Source organism: Dyella sp. A6 (genome assembly GCF_036320485.1).
In the GTDB taxonomy this organism is placed as follows: Bacteria; Pseudomonadota; Gammaproteobacteria; order Xanthomonadales; family Rhodanobacteraceae; genus Rhodanobacter_A; species Rhodanobacter_A aluminiiresistens.
The window spans coordinates 3,378,455-3,402,360 of record NZ_CP132911.1 but is presented as its reverse complement, the minus strand read 5'-3'; the positions used below and the strand labels follow the sequence as shown (position 1 = coordinate 3,402,360).

At 65.5% G+C, this 23,906-nt stretch carries 21 protein-coding genes; 10 read left to right on the top strand and 11 right to left on the bottom strand.

Annotated features, from left to right (window positions below):
• Positions 1 to 85 precede the first annotated feature (85 nt).
• The 5 genes from RA164_RS15175 to ung all read left to right on the top strand — a co-directional run bounded on the left by RA164_RS15175 (position 86) and on the right by ung (position 5,295).
• On the top strand, positions 86 to 1,852 hold the full coding sequence (locus RA164_RS15175; RefSeq protein WP_329741675.1) for a DEAD/DEAH box helicase: 1,767 nt from the start codon (positions 86 to 88) through the stop codon (positions 1,850 to 1,852).
• A gap of 111 nt (positions 1,853 to 1,963) precedes the next feature.
• The gene (ftsE, locus tag RA164_RS15170; protein ID WP_329741674.1) at positions 1,964 to 2,641 is read left to right on the top strand and encodes a cell division ATP-binding protein FtsE; all 678 of its coding nucleotides are present in this window, start codon (positions 1,964 to 1,966) and stop codon (positions 2,639 to 2,641) included.
• 29 nt (positions 2,642 to 2,670) lie between these two features.
• Complete coding sequence (gene ftsX / locus RA164_RS15165) at positions 2,671 to 3,621, top strand: permease-like cell division protein FtsX (RefSeq protein WP_329743569.1); 951 nt, start codon at positions 2,671 to 2,673, stop codon at positions 3,619 to 3,621.
• A gap of 115 nt (positions 3,622 to 3,736) precedes the next feature.
• Positions 3,737 to 4,579, top strand: coding sequence for a response regulator (locus RA164_RS15160; RefSeq protein ID WP_329741673.1), 843 nt, complete (start codon positions 3,737 to 3,739; stop codon positions 4,577 to 4,579).
• A complete protein-coding gene (gene ung / locus RA164_RS15155; protein ID WP_329741672.1) occupies positions 4,576 to 5,295 on the top strand; it encodes a uracil-DNA glycosylase in 720 nt (239 codons plus the stop codon). Before RA164_RS15160 ends, ung begins: the two co-directional genes overlap by 4 nt.
• 21 nt (positions 5,296 to 5,316) lie before the next feature.
• Here ung and RA164_RS15150 read toward each other — a convergent pair whose 3' ends face one another.
• The 3 genes from RA164_RS15150 to RA164_RS15140 all read right to left on the bottom strand — a co-directional run bounded on the left by RA164_RS15150 (position 5,317) and on the right by RA164_RS15140 (position 8,711).
• The gene (locus RA164_RS15150) at positions 5,317 to 5,991 is read right to left on the bottom strand and encodes a Fe2+-dependent dioxygenase (protein WP_329741671.1); all 675 of its coding nucleotides are present in this window, start codon (positions 5,989 to 5,991) and stop codon (positions 5,317 to 5,319) included.
• 142 nt (positions 5,992 to 6,133) lie between these two features.
• On the bottom strand, positions 6,134 to 7,363 hold the full coding sequence (locus RA164_RS15145; RefSeq protein ID WP_329741670.1) for an ABC transporter permease: 1,230 nt from the start codon (positions 7,361 to 7,363) through the stop codon (positions 6,134 to 6,136).
• Positions 7,364 to 7,388: 25 nt separating this feature from the next.
• Positions 7,389 to 8,711 carry an ABC transporter permease gene (locus RA164_RS15140; RefSeq protein WP_329741669.1) on the bottom strand — a complete coding sequence of 441 codons (1,323 nt, stop codon included), beginning with the start codon at positions 8,709 to 8,711 and terminating at the stop codon, positions 7,389 to 7,391.
• A gap of 538 nt (positions 8,712 to 9,249) precedes the next feature.
• On the opposite strand from RA164_RS15140, the gene rpoH reads away from it, so the two are divergent.
• Positions 9,250 to 10,107, top strand: a complete 858-nt coding sequence (rpoH, locus tag RA164_RS15135) for an RNA polymerase sigma factor RpoH (protein ID WP_329741668.1) — start codon at positions 9,250 to 9,252, stop codon at positions 10,105 to 10,107.
• Between the two features lie 92 nt (positions 10,108 to 10,199).
• Here the strand turns inward: rpoH and RA164_RS15130 are convergent, their stop codons facing one another.
• The gene (locus tag RA164_RS15130) at positions 10,200 to 12,374 is read right to left on the bottom strand and encodes a primosomal protein N' (RefSeq protein ID WP_329741667.1); all 2,175 of its coding nucleotides are present in this window, start codon (positions 12,372 to 12,374) and stop codon (positions 10,200 to 10,202) included.
• 447 nt (positions 12,375 to 12,821) lie between these two features.
• Complete coding sequence (locus RA164_RS15125; RefSeq protein ID WP_329741666.1) at positions 12,822 to 13,976, bottom strand: DUF3667 domain-containing protein; 1,155 nt, start codon at positions 13,974 to 13,976, stop codon at positions 12,822 to 12,824.
• Positions 13,977 to 14,093: 117 nt separating this feature from the next.
• Here RA164_RS15125 and RA164_RS15120 point away from each other — a divergent pair, with 117 nt between their 5' ends.
• The gene (locus tag RA164_RS15120) at positions 14,094 to 15,497 is read left to right on the top strand and encodes an MATE family efflux transporter (protein WP_329741665.1); all 1,404 of its coding nucleotides are present in this window, start codon (positions 14,094 to 14,096) and stop codon (positions 15,495 to 15,497) included.
• 66 nt (positions 15,498 to 15,563) lie between these two features.
• Entirely contained in the window at positions 15,564 to 17,453 is a 1,890-nt protein-coding gene (gene sppA, locus RA164_RS15115; protein WP_329741664.1) for a signal peptide peptidase SppA, read from the top strand.
• Positions 17,454 to 17,510: 57 nt separating this feature from the next.
• Here sppA and RA164_RS15110 read toward each other — a convergent pair whose 3' ends face one another.
• On the bottom strand, positions 17,511 to 18,341 hold the full coding sequence (locus RA164_RS15110; protein WP_329741663.1) for an ABC transporter ATP-binding protein: 831 nt from the start codon (positions 18,339 to 18,341) through the stop codon (positions 17,511 to 17,513).
• A 65-nt stretch (positions 18,342 to 18,406) separates the two neighbouring features.
• Positions 18,407 to 18,628: a hypothetical protein gene (locus tag RA164_RS15105; RefSeq protein WP_329741662.1), complete on the bottom strand. Its 222-nt coding sequence runs from the start codon at positions 18,626 to 18,628 to the stop codon at positions 18,407 to 18,409.
• Positions 18,629 to 18,709: 81 nt separating this feature from the next.
• Here RA164_RS15105 and RA164_RS15100 point away from each other — a divergent pair, with 81 nt between their 5' ends.
• Positions 18,710 to 19,492 carry an SDR family oxidoreductase gene (locus RA164_RS15100; protein WP_329741661.1) on the top strand — a complete coding sequence of 261 codons (783 nt, stop codon included), beginning with the start codon at positions 18,710 to 18,712 and terminating at the stop codon, positions 19,490 to 19,492.
• A gap of 117 nt (positions 19,493 to 19,609) precedes the next feature.
• Here RA164_RS15100 and RA164_RS15095 read toward each other — a convergent pair whose 3' ends face one another.
• Together RA164_RS15095 and RA164_RS15090 are read right to left on the bottom strand one after the other, a co-directional pair.
• Positions 19,610 to 20,248: a DUF4124 domain-containing protein gene (locus RA164_RS15095; protein ID WP_329741660.1), complete on the bottom strand. Its 639-nt coding sequence runs from the start codon at positions 20,246 to 20,248 to the stop codon at positions 19,610 to 19,612.
• 64 nt (positions 20,249 to 20,312) lie between these two features.
• Positions 20,313 to 21,257, bottom strand: a complete 945-nt coding sequence (locus RA164_RS15090; RefSeq protein WP_329741659.1) for a DegV family protein — start codon at positions 21,255 to 21,257, stop codon at positions 20,313 to 20,315.
• Positions 21,258 to 21,446: 189 nt separating this feature from the next.
• Between RA164_RS15090 and RA164_RS15085 the strand changes: the two genes are divergently transcribed.
• Positions 21,447 to 22,238, top strand: a complete 792-nt coding sequence (locus RA164_RS15085) for an AMP nucleosidase (protein ID WP_329741658.1) — start codon at positions 21,447 to 21,449, stop codon at positions 22,236 to 22,238.
• 65 nt (positions 22,239 to 22,303) lie between these two features.
• Here RA164_RS15085 and grxD read toward each other — a convergent pair whose 3' ends face one another.
• Positions 22,304 to 23,209 carry a Grx4 family monothiol glutaredoxin gene (gene grxD / locus RA164_RS15080; protein ID WP_329741657.1) on the bottom strand — a complete coding sequence of 302 codons (906 nt, stop codon included), beginning with the start codon at positions 23,207 to 23,209 and terminating at the stop codon, positions 22,304 to 22,306.
• A gap of 86 nt (positions 23,210 to 23,295) precedes the next feature.
• Positions 23,296 to 23,901, bottom strand: a complete 606-nt coding sequence (locus tag RA164_RS15075) for an SGNH/GDSL hydrolase family protein (protein ID WP_329741656.1) — start codon at positions 23,899 to 23,901, stop codon at positions 23,296 to 23,298.
• Between the last annotated feature and the right edge of the window lie 5 nt (positions 23,902 to 23,906).

Sequence of the window (23,906 nt, the reverse complement as noted above, 5' to 3'; positions counted from 1 at the left end):
CCGCATCCATTCACCCGTTCCGGGTCGTTCGGCCCGCGAACCGGGCGCGCCGCGTGTCGGCCACCCGCCTCAAGTCATCACTTACATGTCACAGACCGTACTCACCGATACTTTCTTCGCCAATTTCGACCTTCATCCGCTGCTGCAGCAAGGCCTGGACGAGGCCGGCTTCACGCGCTGCACGCCGATCCAGGAACTGACCCTGCCGGTGGCACTGTCCGGCCGCGACGTGGCCGGACAGGCACAGACCGGCACCGGCAAGACCTGCGCCTTCCTGGTCGCCCTGATGAACCGGCTGCTGACCACCCCGGCCGTGGCCGAGCGCAAGGACAGCGACCCGCGTGCCCTGGTGATCGCGCCGACCCGCGAACTGGCCATCCAGATCGACAAGGACGCGCGCAACATCGGCCGCCATACCGGGCTGAAGACCGCGCTGATCTACGGCGGCGTCGATTACGACAAGCAACGCCAGCAGCTGCATGACGGCTGCGACATCATCATCGCCACGCCCGGCCGCCTGCTCGACTATTACAAGCAGCAGGTGTTCAGCCTCAACGGCGTCGAGGTGATGGTGGTGGACGAGGCCGACCGCATGTTCGACCTCGGCTTCATCAAGGACGTGCGCTACATCTTCCGTCGCCTGCCGGCGCGCGAGAAGCGCCAGGTGCTGCTGTTCTCGGCCACGCTGAGCCACCGCGTGCTGGAGCTAGCCTACGAGCACATGCACGAAGCCGAGAAGCTGGTGGTGGAAACCGAGAACGTCACCGCCGACCGGGTCCGCCAGGTGGTCTACTTCCCTGCCAAGGAAGAGAAGATGCCGTTGCTGCTGAATCTGCTGGAGCGCGAGAAGCCCAGCCGCAGCATCGTCTTCGTCAACACCAAGGCTGCCGCCGAGCGCATTACCGAGCGGGTGAAGCGCCAGGGCTACCGGGTCGGCGCGCTGTCCGGCGACGTGCCGCAGCTGAAGCGCCAGAAGCTGCTGCAGCGTTTCCAGGACAGCCAGCTCGACATGCTGGTGTGCACCGACGTGGCGGCGCGCGGCCTGCATATTCCCGAGGTCAGCCACGTTTTCAACTACGACCTGCCGCAGGATGCCGAGGACTATGTGCACCGCATCGGGCGTACCGCGCGACTGGGCGCCGAGGGTGACGCGATCAGCTTCGCCTGCGACCTCTACGCGATGAGCCTGCCCGACATCGAGACCTATATCGGTCAGAAGATCCCGGTGGCCACGATCGAGCCGGACATGCTGGTGATGCCCAAGCCGCGCGAGGTCGATCCCGAGTTCGCGGCCGCGGCGGCTGCCGACAGCGCTGCGTTCGGCGACAAGGTGGAAGCGCGTGGCGATGCCAAGCCCTCCGGGCGCAGCGGAAATTCGCGTCGTCGCGGCGGCGGTGGTGGCCGTGGCGGTCGCAACGCGTCCGACGGACACAAGCCCCGCGAGGCGCACCATGCATCCGAGGCACGACAGCAAACGGCCGCCGAGGGCGTGCCGGCTGGGGTGACTGGCGAGGCGTCGCCGAACCCTGCCGAGGCAACGTCGGCGGACGGCGCGCCCAAGCGCCGTCGCCGTCGCGGTGGACGGGGCCGGCGGCGCAACGAGACGGGCGCCGAGCAGTCCGCAGCCCATGCCGGTACCCCGACCCCGGCCGCCACACCGGCTGCTCCAGCCAAAGGCACGCGCGGCGGCCGGCGCTCCGGTAGTGCCGAGCGTCCGGTACAGGAGCAACCTGCTGCTGCCGACGGTCATCATCGCCCCTCGCGTCAGGTCGAGGTGCAGCCCGGTGCTGCCAAGCCGGCCAAGAAGCCCGGTCTGTTCCGTCGGCTTGGCCGGCTGTTCAGCGGACGCTGAGCCGTCGCGGTCGCCCGTCGGGATCGACGGAATGCGACCTGCATGGTTCTGGTTTCACGTGTGCTCCCGTATCCTTGGCGGCATTGCGGGCTTAGGGTTCGGGGACACGCGGTGATCCGCTTCGATCAAGTGAGCAAGCGCTACGAGGGTGGCCATGAGGCGCTCTCGCAGCTTTCCTTTGAGGTGGCGGAAGGCGAGATGGCCTTCGTCACCGGCCATTCGGGTGCCGGCAAAAGCACGCTGCTGAAGCTGCTGGCGCTGATCGAGCGGCCCACGCATGGTCATATCGTGCTGGACGGTCAGCCGCTGGCGAAGGTGCATGCGCCCGGAATTCCGAAGCTGCGCCGGCGCATCGGCATGGTCTTCCAGGATCATCGGCTGCTGATGGACCGCAGCGTGTTCGCCAACGTGGAGCTGCCGCTGGTGATTGGCGGCATCACGCCACAGGAGCGCGGGCGCCGGGTGCGTGCCGCACTGGAAAAGGTGGGGCTGCTGGACTATGAGCGACAGCTGCCGGTGTCCCTGTCCACCGGAGAGCAGCAGCGGGTCGGCATCGCGCGTGCGATCGTCACGCGGCCGGCGGTACTGATCGCCGACGAGCCCACCGGCAATCTCGACCCGCAACTGGCGGTGGAGATCATGGAACTGTTCGCCGGCTTCCAGAAGGTAGGCACCACGGTGCTGGTCGCCAGTCACGACCTGCCGTTGATCAAGCGCATGAGAAAGCGCGTGGTGGTACTGGATCATGGCCGCCTGGTGGCGGACGTGGCGGCCGAGGAGGTGCTGTGAGCGCGCCTGTCGATACTGCATCCGGCGGCGTGCCGGAAGACGGCGAACAGAGTCGCCACACCCGTGCCCGGCCGCTGGCGAGCTGGCGCGAGCACCACGGCTGGAGTGCCGCGGCGAGCCTGCGACGACTGGCGTCGCGACCGTTCGGCACCCTGCTCACGATTGCCGTGATGGGTCTGGCACTGGCCTTGCCGCTGACTTTCTATCTGCTGCTGGGCAATGTGCAGCATCTCGGTGACGCATTGGGCCGCAACCCCGCGATCAGCGTGTTCCTGCAGCCCGGCCAGCCCGGCAGTGTGGCGCAGTTGCTGGCCAAGCAGATCGAAGCGAACGACGACGTCGCGGGGGTCACGGTGAAAACCCCGCAGCAAGGCCTGGACGAGTTGTCCAGGATGCAGGGTTTCTCCAGCGCGCTGCAGTCGCTGGACGACAATCCCTTGCCATACGTTCTCAAGGTGCAGCCCAGGGACAGTCTGGACGCGGCAGGCGTGAGTCGTCTCGCGACCGATCTGCGCGGACTGCACGGCGTCGACATGGTGCAGGACAGCGGGGCCTGGCGGCAGCGGTTGGATGCGCTGCTGGACGTGGGCAACCGCATCGTGCTGATCCTCGCCGGTCTGCTTGCGCTGGCAGCGTTGCTGGTGGTGGGCAATACGGTGCGCGTGGACATTGCCAGCCGCACTGACGAGATCGGCGTGCTGATGCTGGTCGGGGCCAGCCGAGCCTTTGTGCGCCGTCCCTATCTGTACGCCGGCATCTGGTATGGCCTGTTCAGTGGCATGTTGGCCGTGGTGCTGGCGTTGCTGGTCGAGCTGGCGCTGGCAGGGCCGGTCGCCAGCTTGAGCCAGGCGTACGGCGGTGCATTGCATATCGGCGGACTTCCGCCATGGTTGCTGCTGGCCGTGCCGGTCGCCGCAGGCGTGCTTGGCTGGCTGGGCGCGCGACTGGTCAGTGCCTGGCAATTGCGCCGGGCAGCATGAAATAGGCACGTTCGCCGGCGCCGTGTGCGGTGCCGGTGGAGATGCGCCGACGCCGGGATGACGTCGATGCGGGGCAGGTCAGCACGGACGTCCGTAACAGGCGGGTGGATAGGGGATGGGCGGAAGTATCAGCAGTCACATGGCCAGTGCCGCACCCAAGGTGCTGGTGGTCGATGGTTCCAGGGTGGTGCGGCAGCTCATCGTGCGTGTGCTGCGCGCCGAGCTGCCCGAGGCCGAGGTCGTCGAGAGTGGCAGCGGCGAGGAGGCCAAGCGCCTGCTCGGTGAGGGCACATTCGATTTCATCACCGTTGCGCTGCGCTTGCCCGACATGGACGGGCTGGAGCTGGCGCATTACGTGCGCGAGTCGGCGCCGCAGGTCTACGTGCCGATCGTGGTGGTGTCCGGCGACGTGGACGCGCGGCTGCATCGACGCAGCCTCGGCGAGGATGTCACCGACTACTTCGACAAGTCGCTGGGCTTCCAGGCGCTGGCCGAATTCATACGCGGCTATGTGCGGCCGGACAACTCGGCCGAGGGCACGGTGCTTTACGTCGAGGACAGTCGGGTGGTCGCGCTGGCCACGCGGCGCATGCTGGAGAAGATCGGCCTGACCGTTCGCCACGTGGTCAGCGTCGAGGACGCGCTGGCCCTGCTCGAGACCGAGCGCGCGCAGGGGCGGGTCGGTGCCGACGTGGTACTCACCGACGTCAGCCTGAAAGGCGAGCTGACCGGCGGCGACCTGCTCGAACACGTGCGCAACCAGTTCGACTACGGCAAGGGCAAGCTGCCGGTGCTGGTCATGACCGGCGACGAGAATCCGGCCAACCAGGCGGCCCTGCTCAAGGCCGGTGCCAATGATCTGGTGGAAAAGCCGGTGGAGGAGACGCTGTTGATCACCAAGCTGTTGTTCCAGCTGCGCGTCGCGCAGCATCTGCGCAAGCGTGAGCTGGCGGCGTGAGCGGCGACCACATCCGTCTGGAGCCTTCCTGGAAAGCCCGTATCGGCGATTATCTGGAGCGCCCGGAAATGCGGGCGCTGGCCGAATTCCTGCGGAGCGAGAAGCGCGCCGGCAAGGTGATCTATCCGCCGGGCCCGGAAATCTTCAGTGCTTTCGCGCATACGCCGTTCGATGCGGTGCGGGTGGTGATCCTGGGGCAGGATCCTTACCACGGCCCCGGCCAGGCGCATGGCCTGTGCTTTTCGGTGCGTCCCGGGGTACCGTCGCCGCCGTCGCTGGTGAACATCTTCAAGGAGATCCAGCGCGACCTGGGTACTGCGCCGCCCGACCATGGCTGCCTGACGCCCTGGGCCGATCGCGGCGTGCTGCTGCTCAACTCGGTGCTCAGCGTGGAGCGGGGGCAAGCCGCTTCGCACCAGGGCAAGGGTTGGGAGGGCTTCACCGATGCGGCGATCGACGCGCTCAACCGTGAGCGCGAGGGCATCGTGTTCATGCTGTGGGGCAGCTATGCGCAGCGCAAGGGGCAGCTGATCGACCGCAACCGGCACTGCGTGCTGAAATCGGTACATCCGTCGCCGCTGTCGGCCCACCGCGGATTCATCGGCTGCGGGCACTTCTCGGCGGCCAACCAGTATCTCGAGGCGGAAGGCCGCGAGCCGATCGACTGGTCGTTGCCGTCGCGGGCTGCGCTGGCCGACGAGGCCGGCAGCGCCTGAGCCGGATCTGCCGGAACCGCGTCAGGTTTCCGCCCACATGCGCATCAGGTTCGCGTGGGACTTGCTGACGGCGTCGAAGGTCGGGCTCTTGCCCTCGCGAGTAAAGACCTGGTGCTTCGCATTGGCCAGGTCCCAGAGGATTTCGCGCTTGGCGGGGTCGCGTACCTGACTCTGTACCCAGATGATGGCCGCGTTGCGTGCGCCGTGGGTGACCGGTTTGACGTGATGCAGTGTATTTGCCGGATAGGCAATGGCCGAACCCGCTTCCAGCTTGAACTCGTAGCCCAGCCCGTTGCTCAGCACGGTCAGTTCGCCGCCCGAATAGGACTTGGGATCAGACAGGAAGATGGTGATGGCGATATCCGTGCGGACCGCGTTTTCCATCGGACCCATCACCGCGGCATCGACGTGCGGTCCATAGTGCATGCCGCTGGCGTAACGGTTGAACAGTACCTGGGTCAGGTTCGAGGGCAGGGTGGCTGCCTGCAGCATTGCATTACGCATGAATGCCTCGCGCACCATGGTGGCCAGCCGCGTGTGGTCGGCGGAGCTGAAGTCGAGCTGCTGGTTGCGCTTGACCTCGCGGGCCGACCAACCGGCGGTGGTCGAGCCGTCCACGAAACTGGCACGCTCAAGTTCGCCGCCGATGGTGGCCAGCTCCTGGGCGCTAAGGACGTTGGGTACACAGATGATCAAGCCGCTCTCCCCTTGCTGGGCCAGCCCATGATGGGCGCAATACGTTTTCCCATTGTAGGGTGGTGGGCATCAGGCGGGGAGATGCGGCCTTAGATCGCATCAGCCCCATGCTTGCGAGTGTGGCCACCACGTCGGCGGCCGGTCACTGTCCTCTGATGGCCTCCAGCGGCGGCACGCGCGAGGCGCGTCGTGCCGGAAAGAACACAGCCATCTGGCCAAGCGCTTCCAGTGCGAGTGCGCCGATGGGCAGGTACCACAGCGGAAGGCGGGGCAATTCGTAGTGCTTCATCAGCTGCAGGTTCAGCGTGACCGCGAGTGCCATGCCCAGCACCACGCCGGTCGTCACGATCAGGAAGTTCTCGGTCTGGAAATAGCGGAGTATGTCCTTGCGTGTCGCGCCGACGGCACGACGGATGCCGATGCTGCGCCGTCGCTGCTGTACCCAGAAGTTGGCCAGCCCGGCGATCCCCAGCGCCGTGACGAACAGCAGGCCGAGGGCGGACGCGACAAACAGGCCGATCATGGTGGTGTCGCGTTGAAAGTAGGCGGCGCGAATCTGGGTGAACGTCCGCACATACTTGGGATCGAGGATGCGGGTGGGATCTGTCTTGAACAGTGCTTTCGTTGCAGCTTGCAGGATGCGTTCCCGATCCGTGGGCGCACTTCGCAGCACATAGGTATCGCGGTTGCTGTTGGGCAATTGCGAGGTGATCAGGCTCAGGTGATTCTGGCCGGGGCCGCGCAGTCGGGGGCGCAACAAGTCGGCGACGATGCCGATCACCTGAAGGGCGTTGGGGCCCCTGCCCATGTAAAGCATCTTGCCCACGGCGTCCTGGCCGGGATACAGCCTGTCGGCCAGTGCACGGCTGATGATCACGACGTGAGGATGATCATTGTCCTTCGAGACGAATTCGTCGGATCGGAAATCCCTGCCTGCGGTCAGATGCAGGCCCAGTGTGTCGATCAGGTGGGGTGTGCCGTCGTAAAAGCTGGATATCTGGCAGCTCTTGCTGTGCAGGGACAGCTGCGGGGTGGTGCAGACCAGGCCGAACCCGTCCTGCCTGTTCAGGGGCAGCGCATAGCTCACCGCCGCCACCGACCTGACTCCGGGAATCGCGCGCAGCGCCGCCAGGTCGGTCTGGTGCTGGGCAACGGCATTAACGGCATTATCGTCCGTGCCGGTGCCATGGCTGCGGATGACGGACAGCTCGTTTTCCGCGATGCCGGTCGGTATCGACACCTGCTGGATGCGTCTGGCGATCATGAAGGCCACGTTGCAGACAATGGCGCAGGTAAGGGCAACCTGCAGTGTCAACAGGGCGGCTGTAAGCGCGTGGTGCCTGAGGCTGGAGATGATCGGACGCAATTCCATGATTGTCCTGTGCTGTGCGAGCTGACTAGTGGCTGTTCTTCAATTGCAGTGCGGGTGCTACGGAACAGGCTCGCCACGCAGGCAACAAGCCGGCCAGCACACTGGCGACAACGGCAAGCACCAGGGTCAGAAGCAGCATCGATAGATCCATTCGTGCGATGTGGGCGTAGTCGTCGGGGCGATGCCGCACGCTCCACAGGCCCAGTTCTGCGATCAACACGCCCAGCATGCCGCCGCCCAGGCCGATGAGCGCCGATTCGATGCCGAACTGCACGAAAATGTCACGCTTTCTGGCACCCAGTGCGCGGCGTACGCTGATTTCGCCACTGCGACGCAGGAACTTGGCCAACAGCAGCGCCACGATATTGACCATGCAGACGAACAAGAAGCTCAACGCCAGCCATAGCTGCAGGCGGACGTCGTCAGGAACCAGATTTTCGTGCGCTAGCCAGCCCATCAGACTGTAGAGCTTCGCATTGCTGGCCGGTCGCTGGAAGCGGCCCAGCGACCGTTGCTGTTCGGAATAGTTGCGCAGGAACCGCCTGTACGCGGCGACCTGTGCCGGGGTGTCCAGTTGTACCCAGAACTGCAGCCAGGTCGCGGTCGGGCTGTGCATGTAGTCGTCGCTAGGGCTGACGACCCAGGTGTCCATGTTGCCGTTGATGTCCAGGTCCAGGTCGGCAGCGGTGGACAGCGGCAGGAAGAACTGGTCGCCCTTGCTGTAGTGGTCGGACGAGACGTCGGCATAGAACATCGGCGAAGGCTGCCAGTCCGCGGTCACGCCGATCACCCGGAAATCCTTGTCGCCCAGTTGCACCATCTTGCCGATGGCGTCATGGCTGCCGAACAGCTTCTGTGCCAGCGAGTCCGCCAGCACAACCACATGCGCGCTCGACGCGTCGTCGTTCGATGTCCAGCCGGTACCGTGTTCGAACGGCACACCGAACATGTCGAAGAAGTCCTTCGTGGTGTAACGGCCGTCTGCATAGAACGGGCGGACCTTCGCGCCGTCATCTGCGGAACGTACCAGCAGATGGCCGCCCGCCATCGCTGCCTGCCGCGTGGCGCGATGCGCCTGGAGCAAGGCCATGGCATCCGGCCATGTAAGGTTCGCGGAGACATCACGGCCTGTCGCGATACTCGTGAATTTGAGCGGCAAGGGGTCGAGATGCGGGGTATACAGATGCGCGCTGCGACCGGGCATGGGGTCGTCCGTCATGACATGCAGCACGGTCAGCATCGTCATGGTGGCGCCGATGCCCAGACTGATCGCCAGCACCATCAAAGCAGTAAGGATCGGCGTGCGCTTGACGCTGTTGAGCGCCAAGTCCAGATAGTACCCAATCATCAAACCCCCTCGGTCGGCTGCCTGGAACTCCTCTGCGCACCCGTGGCCAGCAGTGATTCCAGTCACTGACCGATTCGACCCGGTGCGCAGCCCCGATGCCTGGAGTTTGGCATGTTCTGCCAAGGTCCAGTCAATCGGGACCTGTCCGCGAAGTCCGCCGAGGGCTTGGTGTGGCGCGCGACAATGGTGAAACCGGAAAAATCTGTTGGCGCTTTCCATTAGTTGGCCGGATCAGCGCTTCGCTTTGCGCCCAGCGGCGTAGCGGGCATTTCCCGGATCAGTGCGGGGGAGTGCACGCGTTCCTCGACACGCATCTGCCCGTGGCCGTTACCCGTAAAACATGTGTCTGAGGGCATGTCGCGAGAGCTTGCGTTTGGAGTTCGTCAGCCATTGCTCCATTGCGCCGACGGACATCTCGACATGCAGATACATTTCGTGTACTATTTGGTTTATTAAATGGGTGGCGGGAACTTTCGCGACCTTTAGCACTCGAAGTACCAGAGTGCTAAGCTGACCCCTCATTCAGGAGGTTCCGTACATGTCTCAAGCCCTGATGACCGCCAATTTCCCGATCCCCAGCGTGGTCGGGAGCCTGGACGCCTATATCTCGGCCGTGCACCGGATTCCGGTGCTCAGCCAGGAAGAAGAGCAGTCGCTCTCGCGCACCTACCAGGAACAGGACGACCTGGCTTCAGCCAAGAAGCTGGTGATGTCGCACCTGCGTTTCGTGGTGCACGTCGCGCGTGGTTATGCGGGCTACGGCCTGCAGCTGGCGGATCTGATCCAGGAAGGCAACATCGGCCTGATGAAGGCGGTGAAGCGTTTCGATCCGGACCAGGGTGTCCGGCTGGTGAGCTTTGCCGTGCACTGGATCCGTGCCGAGATGCACGAGTTCATCCTGCGCAACTGGCGCATCGTCAAGGTGGCCACCACCAAGGCGCAGCGCAAGCTGTTCTTCAATCTGCGCAAGAGCAAGAAGCGCCTGGGCTGGATGAATGCCGAGGAAGTGCGCGTGGTGGCCAGGGACCTGGGCGTGCCGGAAGCCACGGTGCGCGAGATGGAATCGCGCCTGTCCGGCCGCGATATCGGATTCGAGGCGCCGGCTGATGCCGACGACGACGCCAAGCCGGCTCCGGAAGCGTTCCTGATCGACGAAGGTGCCGATCCCTACGACAACGTGGCCGATGCCGACCAGGCGGACAACCAGATGGAGACGCTTTCGGCTGCGCTGCAGAATCTGGATGACCGCTCGCGTGACATCATCCAGCGCCGTTGGCTGAATGAGGACAAGGCGACGCTGCAGGATCTGGCCGATGAGTATGGTGTGTCGGCGGAGCGCATCCGTCAGGTCGAAGCCAATGCGATGAAGAAGATGCGCGGGCTGTTCGCCGCCTGAGCCGTTTCTTCTGCAGCAGACGTTCCATCGACGGCCCGCATGCGGGCCGTCTCCGTTTTTGATGGCCGTTGTGGCGAGACGGCACCCCCGCTTCAGTAAAGATCGATCGGATCCACATCCAGCGACCAGCGCACCTTGCGCGAGGCGGGGCATTGCGCGAGCGCGATCATCCAGGGGCGTGCCGTGGCGTGCAGGGCCTGTCGGCTCTGCGATTCCAGCAAAAGCTGGCCACGGTGCCGGCCGGCTCGCAATGGCATCGGCGCGGGCATGGGGCCGGCCAGTTGCAGGCCGTGGCTCGTCGGAAGTATCGCGACCGCCTCGGCCAGGAAGCTGTCGACGGCGGCACGTTGCATGGCCTCGGCACGCAGCAGGATCTGGTGGCCGTACGGCGGTAACTGGGCTAGCTGCCGCTCGGTCAGCAGCTCGCGGGCGGCGGTGGCGTAACCCTGGGCGAGCAGTTGGCGCAGCAGCGGGTGATCGGGGTGGTGGGTCTGCAACAGCACCCGGCCGGGTTTCGACGCCCGTCCCGCGCGACCGGCCACCTGCACGACGGTCTGCGCCAGGCGTTCGCTTGCACGGAAATCGAGGCTGTGCAGGCCTTCGTCCACGCCGACAATGGCGACCAGGGTCAGGTTGGGCAGGTCGTGGCCCTTGGCCAGCATCTGCGTGCCGACCAGGATGGTCGGCCTGGCTGTGTCGCGCAGGTTCTGCAGCAGTTGTTCGAAGCTGTCGCGGCGGCGCGTCGTTTCCCGGTCGATGCGCAGGACCGGTACGTCGGGAAAGCGTGCGACGAGTGCCTCCTCCAGTCGCTCGGTGCCCTGACCCTGGGGTTTCAGTTCGCCGGCGCTACAGGCGGGGCAGTGCTCTGGCAAAGGCATCCGCTTATCGCAGTGGTGGCAGATCAGGCTGCGTCGTCCGGCGTGTACGGTCATCGGATGTTCGCAGCGCGGGCACTCGGCGTGCCAGCCGCAGGCATGGCAGAGCAGCACCGGCGCATAGCCCCGGCGGTTGCGGAACACCAGCACCTGCTCGCCGCGCGCCACGGTCTCGGCGACGGCCGCGAGCAGGGTCGGCGAAAGCCCGTGTTCCAGCCGTTGTGCGCGCATGTCGACGATCTGTACCTGCGGTGGTCGCGTGGCACCGGGACGGGCACGCAGATGCAGTGCGCGATAGCGGCCGGCGTCGGCGTTGGCCAGCGACTCCAGCGATGGCGTGCCCGATCCCAGGACTACCGGTATGCCCAATGCCCGTGCACGCACAATGGCCAGGTCCCGTGCGTGGTAGCGGAAGCCGTCCTGTTGCTTGTAGGCGCTGTCGTGTTCTTCATCCACCACGATCAGCCCGGCCTGCGGCAGGGGGGTGAATATCGCCGAACGGGTGCCGAGGATGACCCTCGCTTCGCCCTGGCCGGCACGCAACCAGGCGCGCGCGCGGTCGCCTTCGGAGAGATTGGAATGCAGCACTTCGACCGGGACGCCAAGCCGTTCGCGCAGGCGGCGGACGGTTTGCGGCGCCAGCCCGATCTCCGGCACCAGCAGCAGGGCCTGCCGACCCTGTGCCAGGGCCTTGGCGATCAGGCTCAGGTAGACCTCGGTCTTGCCGCTGCCGGTGACCCCGTCCAGCAGGAACGGCTGGAAGCGACCGAAGGCGGATGCGACCTTGTCGACCGCGGTCTGTTGCTCGCTGCTGAGGGGCGGCCCCGGTGCGGTCGGCGTGGCAGTCGTGACGTGCTGCGCAATGCGCTCGATCAGGCCACTCTCTGCCAGACGACGGGCGGCAGCTCGCCAGCCGGGCAACTGGTCGGTCAAGGTCTCGGCTGCCAGTGGCCCGGTTGCCAGTGCGTTCAACAAGGCCAGACTGCCGCCGCGACGACTGCCGGCATCGATGGCGCTGCGTCCGGCCAGGGTCAGCTGCCATGCCTCGTGGTGGATGGCGGGCAGTGGCTTGTCTTCGCGCAGCGCCAGCGGCAGCGCATTGGCGTAGGCTTCGCCAGGCGCGGCCAGCCAATACTCGGCGGCCCAGGCCAGGCTTTGCATCAGTTCGCTGTCCAGCAATCGCTCGTCGTCGAGGATCCGCAGTGCGGGCTTCAGACGCGCATGGCCGACACTGGAGCCGGAGGCCACTTCGACGATCACCCCGACCATGCGGCTGCGGCCGAATGGCACCAGTACACGGCAGCCGACAGCCGCCTGCCCGTTGGCGGGCGGCAGATAGTCGAACAGGGTGGGCAGGGGGACCGGCAGGGCGACGCGGAGTACGGCTGGCATGCAAACCTCGGAAGGGCTCAGTGTAGCGTGCCGCTGCACGGCGCTGTCAGCATGCAACCAGCTCACTCGGCGGGCGCTTGCCGCCGATAGCTCGTGACGAATTCATGAAAGACCGATAAGTCACTCTGTCTCCGCAGGTTTTCAGCTTATCCACAAAAGCTGTGGATAAGTCTGTGGATGTAACGGGGAGAGCATGTCCCAAGGCGCATGGGGGCGGTCCCGGGGACGGCTTGCGCAAGTTTTAATCATTCATGAATAAGCTTTTCAATCAATGACTTGCATGGGCCATCAAAACAACGTCATGCATGCTTCCAGGGCTTGACAAGCCCGTGTGTCAAGTAGGTTTCGCTGTGCAAAACCCTGGTCCGGAGCGGAGGCTTCCCAGTCATGCAGCCTGGTGTCGAACGATCTCGCCTGGCGCGGCGACGGCGTTCGAACAGCTGTTTGTCAGTGCGCGATGCCAAGTGCTCCGGCGACCAGGAGCACGACCAGCAACAACCAGAAATAAAGCCAGCCGATGAACCAGTACTTCACGACGGTCATCAACCAGCCTTGCCGGTAGATCCGCTTCTGCATCAGCAGCAGATAGACGGGGGCCCATAGCACCAGGATGCGTTCTAGCCAGTTGAACGGGTAGGCCGTCCAGGCGGCATGCGGCTCCAGCCAACCTGCCAGAAGGGCCAGCAGGGTACACAGCAAGAGCCACAGGAACAGAAACGCGTGGCTGTGCAGGGCCACGATCAGGTGCTCCATGTACAGCCGGCGCTTGAACAGATAGAAGAGCTTCAGCAGCAAGGCGAATACCGGCACCAGCACCAGCATGGCACCAGGCAGTTTGCCGAACACGCCGCTGATCATGCGCTCCTTGGCGGCCTCGCTGCTGACGGGATCGCCGTGCTGATAGGTGTGCCAGTTGTCCCTGAGGTGCTGCAGCATGGACGTCAGACGCTGATTGGCGAAGCCGGGCAGCCAGCCGATCTGGATCGGCTTGATCGGATGGTCGAACGATGATGTCTGGTGTCCTTCCGCGGCAACGGAAGACGGCGGCAGGGGCGGAGCGTGCAGTTCGGCCAATCGCCGGTTGGCGGCCTCCAGCAGCTGTTGCTTGGCCTTGGCGGCCTGCGCGAATGTGCTGCTGTCGCCGAAAGTCTGCACGGCATTCAGTGCGTCGAGCTTGTTCTGCAGGATGCTGCGGACGTCGTCGGCATTGCTGGCCTGTGCGAACGCCTGGCCATGGTCGAGCAATACGGTCGTCTGCCGCTGTTCGAAGGTCCGCGATATTTTCTCGTTGGTGACCAGATGCAGCACGAAGAAGGTCAGCAGGCACAGTACGAACATCAGCCGGAACGGCGCGATGTAGCGTACCCGCCGGCCGGCGAAGTATTCGAGTGTGAGGAAGCCGGGTTTCAGGAACAGTGCGGGCAGCGTGTGCAAGATGCGGCTGTCGACGTGCAGCACTGTCTCGACGATCTCCTCGGCGGTGTGGTGCACCGGCTTGAGCACGCTGTGCACGGACTGCCCGCAGTGATGGCAGAACTCGCCCTTGAGCAACTCGCCGCAGTTGGCGCAGTGCAGACCCTCGATCGTCGTCGGCTCCATCATTCCCTTTTCCCCATTGCATGCATGCGACGTGCCGCGCGATCTTGGCACAAGGGGTCCGGCGGAGGCAGCCCTGGACCGCCGGTCGGGTACAATCGCGCAGCTCAAGAGCCGGCTGCCATGACCTCCATTTTTTCCGATCGTACCCGCATGGTGCGCGAGATCGGCGCCACCGTGCGCCTCGCGCTTCCGTTGATGCTGGCCCAGCTTGCCGCGATCGGCAGCAACGTGATCGATGCGATGCTGTCCGGCCACTACAGTGCGCATGTGCTGGGCGCGGTGGCGATCGGTGCCAGCATCTGGTCGCTGGTAGTGGTCAGCGGTATCGGCGTGATGATGTCGGTGCCGCCGTCGGTGTCCCAGCTGGATGGTGCGGGGCGGCGACACGAGATCGGCGCGGTATTCCGTCAGGCGCTGTGGCTGGCGCTGACGCTGGGTTGGCTGCTGTGGTTCGCGGTGCGACATGCCGAACCGCTGATCCAGCTGATCGGGGTGACGCCAACGCTAGACGTGTCGGTGAACGAGTTCCTGCATGCGATCAGCTGGGGAGCGCCGGCGCTGACCTGCTATTTCGCTCTGCGCGGCCTGTCCGAGGGACTCTCGCTGACGCGGCCGTCGATGTACTTCAGCTTCGGCGGGTTGTTCCTGCTGGTGCCGCTGGGTTACGTGTTCATGTTCGGCAAGCTGGGGCTGGCGCCGCAGGGTGCGCGCGGATGCGGCATCGCGACGGCCATCGCGTTGTGGCTGGAAATGCTCGGCTTCGCCACCTATGTGCTGTGCCATCGCAATTACCGCGGACTGGGTCTGCTGGACCGGTTCGAGTGGCCGCGCTGGAAGCCGATCGGTCATCTGCTGCATATCGGCCTGCCGATGGCGGTGACCCTGCTGGCCGAAGCGGGGCTGTTCGTGGCCACGGCGCTGCTGATCGGGCGGCTGGGCGAAGACGTGGTGGCTAGCCATCAGGTGGCCCTGAACGTGGCCTCGGTATTCTTCATGATTCCGCTGGGCCTGGCGATGGCGACGACCGTGCGGGTGGGGCATGCGGTCGGGCGGGGTGATCCGATGGGGGTGCGCTATGCGGGTTTCTGCGGCATCGGCCTGACCCTGGTTTCACAACTTTTGTCGGCCGGCCTGATGCTGGGCGCGCCCCACTTCATCGCGTCGCTGTACACCCACGACGAACGGGTGATCGGGCTGGCCTCGCGGCTGCTGGTGCTGGCGGGCCTGTTCCAGTTCTCCGACGGCATCCAGGTGGTCTCGAACGGCGCCCTGCGCGGGCTGAAGGATACCCGCGTGCCGATGGCGATCACCTTGTTCGCCTACTGGGGTGTGGGCATGCCGGTGGGCTGGTGGCTGGCTTTCCGTCACGGCCTGGGCGCGCGCGGCATGTGGATGGGCCTGATCGCCGGATTGACCGTGGCGGCCGTGCTGCTGTTCACCCGCTTCTGGCGCAGCTCACGGCATCCGCACTTCGTCGGCGAAAGCCGCCTGGACGAACTGCCCAGCATTCCGCCCTTGCCCTGAGCTCGCGACTGGACAGCTGACGGCCGTGGCGTGAGCAGGTAGGCTGGCCGTTCCTCAGCAAGGATCATGCTCATGCCTCCACCGCCTCTTCGCCGGCCAGGGCGGCCGAATGGATTCTGGGCGTTCATGCGCACGTTCGGACGCGGTATCAACGCGGTGCGGCTGATCATCATCAACGTGGTGTTCTTCGGTGTACTGGGCCTGATCCTGCTGCTGGTGCTGGGCATCTACGCCGGCAGCCACATGAACGAAAAGGTGCTGGACCACAGCGTGCTGGTGCTGCGGCCGCAGGGGCAGCTGGTGGAGCAGTACACCGTGCAGCCGTTGCAGCGTGCATTGGCCAGCCTGTCGGGCGAGGCGCCGAAGCAGGTGCGCATGCGAGACCTGGTCGCGGCGATCGACGCCGCGGCGAAGGACCCGCGCATCAGTCGCATCGTGCTCGATCCCAGTCAGCTGCGCAGCGGCGGTTTCGCCGCGCTGCGCGAGGTCGGGGCCGCACTCGATCGCTTCCGTGCCAGCGGCAAGCAGGTGATCGCGTGGGCGCCGAGTCTCGACCAGTACCAGTACTACCTGGCGGCGCATGCCAACCGCGTGCTGCTCGATCCGCAGGGCGAGCTGATGATCACCGGGCTGTCGGACTACCGGCTGTTCTACAAGGATCTGCTCGACAAATTGGGGGTGCAGGTGCACCTGTTCCGGGTGGGGCAGTTCAAGAGCGCGGCCGAGCCGTACATCCTCGACCATGCCTCGGCTGCGTCGAAAGAGGCCGACAGCTACTGGATGGGCGGACTATGGGACGAGTATCTCAGCGAGGTCGGGGCGTTGCGCGGGATCGACCCGGCCACCCTGCGCAGCGACGTCGACGACCTGCCGGCCAAGATCGCCAGCACCGATGGGGATCTGGCCAAACTCGCGCTTGACGAGCACCTGATCGATGGCATCGCCACCCGCGCCCAGCTGATTGCCATGCTGCGCAAGCAGGGTGTGCCGGCCGGTCCGCGCGGCTATGGCATACGCGCCGTCGACATGACGCATTACATGGCCAGCCTGCCCGTGAATCGCGACCTGCTGTCGCCCGGTGTGGCGGTCGTGGTGGCCCAGGGCGACATCAGCGGCGGCCGGCAGCCGCCCGGCGAGATCGGTGGCGAATCCACCGCTGCGCTGATCCGTGCCGCGCGCGAGAACAAGCACACACGTGCCCTGGTGTTGCGGGTGGATTCTCCCGGTGGCGAAGTCTTTGCCGCCGAGCAGATCCGTCGCGAAGTGGAGCTGACACGCAAGGCGGGTATCCCGGTGGTGGTGTCGATGGGTGACGTGGCGGCCAGTGGCGGCTACTGGATATCGATGGACGCCAACCGCATCGTGGCCGAACCGAACACCATCACCGGTTCGATCGGCATCTTCGGCATGTACTACTCGGTGCCCGACACACTGGCCAAGCTCGGCGTGGTCAGCGACGGCGTGGCAACCGGGCCGATGGCCGGCGCGTTCGACATCACGCGCCCGCTCGATCCCAAAGTGGGCGGGGTGATACAGGCGATCATCAACAAGGGGTACCGCGACTTCGTCGGTGGCGTGGCCAGCGCCCGCGGCAAGAGCTTTGCCGATATCGATGCGATCGCGCAGGGGCGCGTCTGGACCGGCAAGCAGGCCTTGCAGCGTGGTCTGGTCGACCAGCTCGGCGGGTTGGGCACGGCCATTGCCGACGCCGCCAGTCTGGCCAAGCTGGGGGCGCATTATCCGGTGCGTTACATGCAGCCGCCGTTGGGCACCTTCGACCGGTTCATGCTGAGCCTGCGGCGCAATGCGATGGTCTCGGCCCTGCAAAGCTACGGCATCCGCCTGCCCCGCTGGCTGGCGCAGGTGAACGCAATGGCGCCGGATCTTGCCCTGCTGCGCCAGGCCAAGCCCGGCAAGCCGAACATCTACGCCTACTGTTTCTGCACGCCGCATTGACCGGTGAGCGGTGTCCGGTGCGTCCCCGATGGACGCGCCGGGCATGATCCGGCCAGCTCAGTCGACGGCGGCTGTGTACCACTCGCCCCGGCACTGGGCATGGATGGGCATGCCGAAGGTTTCGCTCAGCGCGGCATCGGCAAGCGTGTCCGCCTTGCTGCCCTGATGCTGCACGCGGCCATCGCGCAGCAGCACCACCTGGTCGATCTCGGGCAGGATTTCCTCGATATGGTGGGTGACCAGCAGCAGCGTGGTGCCGTTGCGGGCCAGCGCGCGCAGGCTTTCCAGGAAGCGGCGGCGGCTGGCCAGGTCGAGGCCGGCGCATGGTTCGTCCAGCAGCAGCGCGCGAGGCCGGTGCACCAGCGCGCGCGCGATCAGCACACGCCTGGCCTCGCCGGTCGAAAGGCTGGCCATTTCGCGACCGGCAAGGTGGCCCGCATCAAGCTGCTCCAGCGCTTCGCGGGCTCGCTCGCGCATGCCGTCGGTGACCCGGTGATCCAGTCCCAGTCCGCGTGCGGCAAAGAACCCGGAGATCACCGCGTCGAACGCTTCCAGTGGAATGTCGCTGGTGTAGTCGCGCTGTACGGCGGGCGACACGATGCCGAGCAGGCCGCGCAGCGCAGATACGTTCCAGCGCTCGCGGCCGAAGATGCGAACCTGTCCACGGCCGTCGCCGCGTGCCAGCGGATAGAGCTGGCGTGCAACCAGTTTCACCAGAGTGGACTTGCCCGACCCGTTCGGTCCGAGGATCGCGGTGTGCTGGCCGGCGTTCACCCGCAGGGTCAGCCGGTCGAGGATCAGCCGATTCCCCTGCATAACGCTGGCTTTGTCGATATCGAGTAGTGGCGCACTGGCCGGGTCTGCGCGAACGGCGTTGTCGGTTGTCATGTCGGAACCATGCCCGCAAACACCCGTGCTTGCAAGATTTGGACGTCCAAATGATTAGGGCATATCTACTGTGTCTGCTGCTCGATCTGCTTGTTCTGCCGGGCGGCCTGTTTGTTGACCAGCGTCTGCACATCGCGGGCGCGCTGTTCGTCCCGCGTCATCGCGTCCCAGGGCGCGGATGTGGAAGCGGCATGCGCCTGGCTAGCGGTCTCGGTGCGGGGTGCCGGGGGTTTGCCGGAGCAGGCCGCCAGCGCTGTCACGCATAGCAACGGAAGTGCGATTTTCATCGTGTGTTCCCCATCTCGTCGGTGCACCCAAGTGTGTCGCTGCGGCACCGGCCGGACAAGCCGTTCGTGTAAGCTTGATGCATGAACAATCGCTCCGATGCCTGGCAACTTCACGGACATACCGCACTGGTCACCGGTGCCAGCAAGGGCATCGGTCTCGCCGTGGCGCGCGAGCTGGCCGGGCTGGGCGCGAACCTGCTGCTGGTGGCGCGCGACGAGGATTATCTGGAGCAGGTGAGGCTGGATCTGGCGGACGATTTTCCATCGGTCGACGTGCTGGGCTTCGCTGCTGACCTGGGTGACGCGGAAGACCGCATGGCGGTCTTCGACTGGGTTGCCGACCTGGGGCTGCCGCTGTCCCTGCTGGTCAATAACGCGGGTGGCAACCGGCCGGCTGCGACCCTCGATTACCGGCCGGAAGACTATCGTTCGATCTTCGAGCAGAACCTGTTTTCCGCCTTCGAGATGTGCCGGCTGGCACACCCGCAGCTGGTGCAGCACGCCCATGCGGCGATCGTCAATGTCGGTTCGGTTTCCGGTGTCACCCACGTGCGCACCGGGTCGCCCTATGGCATGACCAAGGCCGCGCTGCACCAGCTCACCCGCAACCTTGCGGTCGAGTGGGCGGTGGACGGCATCCGCGTCAACGCGGTGGCGCCCTGGTATATCCGCACGCAACGCTCGGAGCCGGCGCTGGCGGACGAGGACTACCTCGACGAGGTGCTGGACCATACGCCGCTGCGTCGGATCGGCGAGCCGGAGGAAGTGGCCGCGGCGATCGCCTTTCTGTGTCTGCCTGCTGCCAGCTACATCACCGGGCAGGTGGTGGCGGTGGACGGCGGATTTCTCAACTACGGCTTCTGAAGGGTTTTCCACAGCGTCTGGGGAAACCCTGGTGAAAAGCCTGTGGACAATCCGCGGGTCGCCTTGCGTAACAACGCCTTGGATCGCATTGCGCAAAGAGTGCGCAACGTGCCGGAACTAGTGGCTGCCGGGGCAGTGCGTGAGCTCCGATTCGAGTTGGGTCTGGCGTTGCTTCAGGCTCGCTTCCTGGTCGTGGAAGGCGCGAAAGAGCTTGGCCTGGTTGGCGTTGTACGCATCCTCAAGGGCCTGGCATGTTTCGCGTGGACTCAGTGCGCGGCAGTCGTCGCGCACCGTGGTGTAGCGGCTGGCGACCAGGCCGGCGGTGACCTTGCCGTGTCCCATGTGGTTGGCGGCACTGTAGGTCTGGGCCAACGAGCTGGGGACGATGCCGAGCATGCCCAGTGGCGCGAGGTACGGAGCCGGGTGCCCGTTCGTGCTGAGGTAAGTCGTGCCGTCGGTGGCGCGCACGCATCGATACATTTGCGGTGGTGGCGTGACCGGGGTCGCCGGTTCCGGTGGCGGCGCGCTGGTCGGCATGGCCTGCTGCTGCGCGACAGCGGGCGACGACGTCGCGGGCGCCGGTTCGATCGGTGGTGGATTGACCAACTGGAGCGTGTGCTGCTTCTGGCCGGACGGGCAGGGCGTGCCCTGGTAACTCACCTGGCCGTTGCCGGCGACGCACTTGTAGACCGTCGTGGCCGTTGCCGGCGACGCAACGGCCAGGGCCAGCAGGAGCAGCATGCCAGGTCGGATCATGCGGTCATTCTATGCGCGTTGTGCCGGCGAGACACCGTGACGATCGGTCGCGGCGTCACGGTATTCAGAAGTCGACGACGTGCTCTTCGGCCGCGAACCCGAGCGTCACCGCGCCTTCGCCCACGTTGACCATGCCGGTGATGCTCATCGGGGCTTCGAGCAGTTCGACACCGCATTCCTGGCAGGCGTAACGCAGCCGCTCGTAGCCCGGAAGCTCGGCCAGCTCCGATAGGTCGCCGCCGTAGCTCACACATACCGCAGGCACCAGCAGTCCGGCGTGGACCCGTTTGGCGGCGTAGCCGAACAGCGCCTGCGTGCCCTGTTCGAACCCGCGGACCTTGCCGACGGGTCCGGTTTCGCCGCGATAACCGCGCAGGATCGGCTTGATGTCCAGTGTAGAACCCAGCACCGCGCTGAACAGGCCCACGCTGCTGTCGCCCTTCTTCTTGGCCCGGGCACGCAGGTAGTACAGGTCGCGCGGCAGCATGTAGCCGTAGGCGTTGTTGGCGATGTGCGCCAGCCGTTCGCGGATCGCAGCCGGCGGCTGCTCGGCCGCGATCAGGCGCGTGGCTTCCACGATCACCGGTGCGGCGCCGGCGAACATGGTCCGCGTATCGACGATGCGCATCAGGAACGGCCCGCTGATGCCGGCGGGTTCGCGTACGCTGCGGTAGTTCTTCAGCACGTTGAAGCTGGCCTTGATCACGTGCTCGTTGATCGGGCTGCGGGTCGCACTGATGGTCAGGCAGAACACGCAGTCCCGCTCCAGCACCAGCTTCTCGAGGAACAGTTGCTGCACGTCCTCGACCGAGCAGGGCACGGTTTCTGCCGAATGACTGCGACTACCGAGTTTCAGGTCGAGGAAGCGCTGGATCTCGGCAGTTGCACGGTCGTCCTTGAACGTTGCATCGTCGACGCGCACCACGATGGGCATGACCGTGATGTCATGCTCCTGAAGAAATGCCTGCGGCAGGTCGCAGGATGCATCAATTGCTACACCCATGCGCATGGCTTGTTCCCCCTTTGATCAGCGGGGCGAACCTTAACACGCGACACCGGTGGAGCGAATCCGCAAAAATGAATGCAGCCGGCTGCCTGCTGCGTCTATGATGTGCGCACGATCTTTTGGCAATTCGCCGGCGTGGCGTCGCCGGTAACGCACAGCGACCGGTTTGCTGTGCCGACCTCAAGAGATTCCATGAAAGACAAGCACGATATCGTTTCCAACTGGCTGCCGCGTTATACCGGCACGCCACTGGAGCAGTTCGGCCAGCACATCCTGCTGACCAATTTCGGCCATTACGTCGACCTTTTCGCCGAATGGCATGGCGTTGAGGTGAAGGGTCGCGATCGGCCCATGCCCAATGCCACGGCCGATGGCATCACCCTGATCAATTTCGGCATGGGAAGCCCGAATGCCGCGACCGTAATGGACCTGCTCGGTGCCATTTCGCCGAAGGCGGCGCTGTTTCTGGGTAAATGCGGCGGATTGAAGAGAAAGAACCAGATCGGCGATCTGGTGCTGCCGATCGCGGCGATCCGCGGCGAAGGCACCAGCAACGACTACCTGCCGCCGGAGGTGCCGGCGCTGCCGGCGTTCCAGTTGCAGCGTGGCGTCTCGACCATGATCCGCGACCTGGGGCACGACTACTGGACCGGCACGGTGTACACCACCAACCGCCGTGTCTGGGAGCACGACGACGCCTTCAAGAGTTACCTGCGGCGAACCCGCTGCATGGCCATCGACATGGAAACCGCCACCATCTTCGCGGCGGGTTTCGCCAACAAGATTCCATGCGGTGCGCTGCTGCTGGTGTCGGACCAGCCGATGATTCCCGAGGGCGTGAAGACCGAGCTCAGCGACCGCAATGTCACGGCGAATTTCGTCGAGTCGCACATCCGCATCGGCATCGAGGCGTTGAAACTGGTGCGGCGCAACGGGCGCAGCGTGAAACACCTGCGCTTCGAGGAAGACATCGACGTCGACTGATGGCCGCCATGCCGAGGCAGGGGCCGACGGCCCCTGCCTGCACAGTGACGCCTGCTTCTGAAGGTTCAGTGGATCTGGTCGTTCCAGGCTTCCATGCCGCCTTCGACGTTGTGCACCTGGCTGAAGCCGTGGGCGGCAAAGCGCTGGGCCACGCCCTGGCTGGAGATGCCGCGCTGGCAGATGAAGGCGAGCGGGGTGTCCTTGGGCAGGTTGGCGATGGCCTCGTATCCTTCGTCTTCCAGGATGCGGGCCTGCGCCAGCGCGGGCAGCATGGCGCGGGCGGCGGCAGGGCGCACGTCCACCAGCACGATGTCGCCGGCATCGAGCCGGCGGCCCAGTTCCTGCACGTCCAGCGACTTCACGTCCTGCGCGCCGGGAAACTTCAGGCTGAGGCCTTCGCCCTGCATGGTGGAGACCCAGTCGATCACGATGCCCTTGGCGCGCTGCGCGCTGGCCGGGTCGAAGTGCACTTCGAGGCCGTTGGCATGCGCCACGATGTCATGCTCGCTGGCTGGCGCGAGCTGGAAGCCGGCGCTGTGGTCCGGACCGATCTCCAGATGCAGCGCCAGTCCTTCGGCGTTCGCGGTGCCCTGGCGGATCGCCTCGGCGGCCTTGTCGGTGATGGTGATTTCCGGCGGCGTGCGGTCCGGTGCGGCCGCGCCGAACAGCTGGTGCAGTTCGCCGCTGCCGTACATCTGACGGATGATGTCGGCGCCGCCAACCAGTTCGCCGTCCACATAGAGCTGCGGGATGGTCGGCCACTGGCCGAACTCCTTGATGCCCTCGCGGATCGCCGGGTCGTCCAGCACGTTGACCGTGTGGTAGTCCGGCAGCAGCTCGTTCAGTGTGTTGACCGCGGCGGCGGAGAAACCGCACATCGGCTGCGCACGGTGGCCCTTCATGAACAGCACCACGCGGTGGTCGTTGAGCAGGGTTTCGATACGTTCGCGGGTGGGGGTGTCGAGGGACATGTTGGACTCCGGCAGGGAAACGCAATGATACCGCCGATATGCCGGCGGAGCGGGTCGGCTTCAAGCGCGGGTCGGACGACGCCGGCTCAGGACGACTGCAGTGCCTCGCGGGCGGCATTCTGGGCGGCTTCGGCCCAGCGGGCATATTGCTCCGCCGAGGGGTGCAGGCCGTCGGTGGCGAGCAGCGCGGGACATTGCCGCGAGATCGGGGTGATGTCGACCCAGTGCGCACCGTGGCGGCAGGTTTCGTCGCGGGCCAGCGCGTTGTAGGCATCCAGTTCGGCGCCGATCCGCGTGCTGTCACGGTTTTCCTGGCGGGCGAACGGGGTCACGCCCCAGTCCGGAATCGACAGCACCAGCACGCGCCCGGGACGCCCGCCGGACAGTCCGGTCGCCCGCGCCAGCAGGCGCCGGAATTCCGCGCGGTAGTCATCCGCGGTCCGTCCGCGGTACTGGTTGTTCACGCCGATCAGCAGGCTGACCAGGTCGTATGGCGGCTCCAGACGACTGGCATCCATTGCGGCGGACAGCTCGTCGGTGGTCCAGCCGGTGGTGGCCAGGATGCGTGGTGTCTGCAGCGGCACGCCCGCGTCGCGCAGGCGCCGTGCCAACTGCTCGGGCCAGCGTCCGTCGGGGGCGACCCCCTCGCCGATGGTGTAGGAGTCGCCCAAGGCCAGGTAGCGCAGGCTCATGGTGG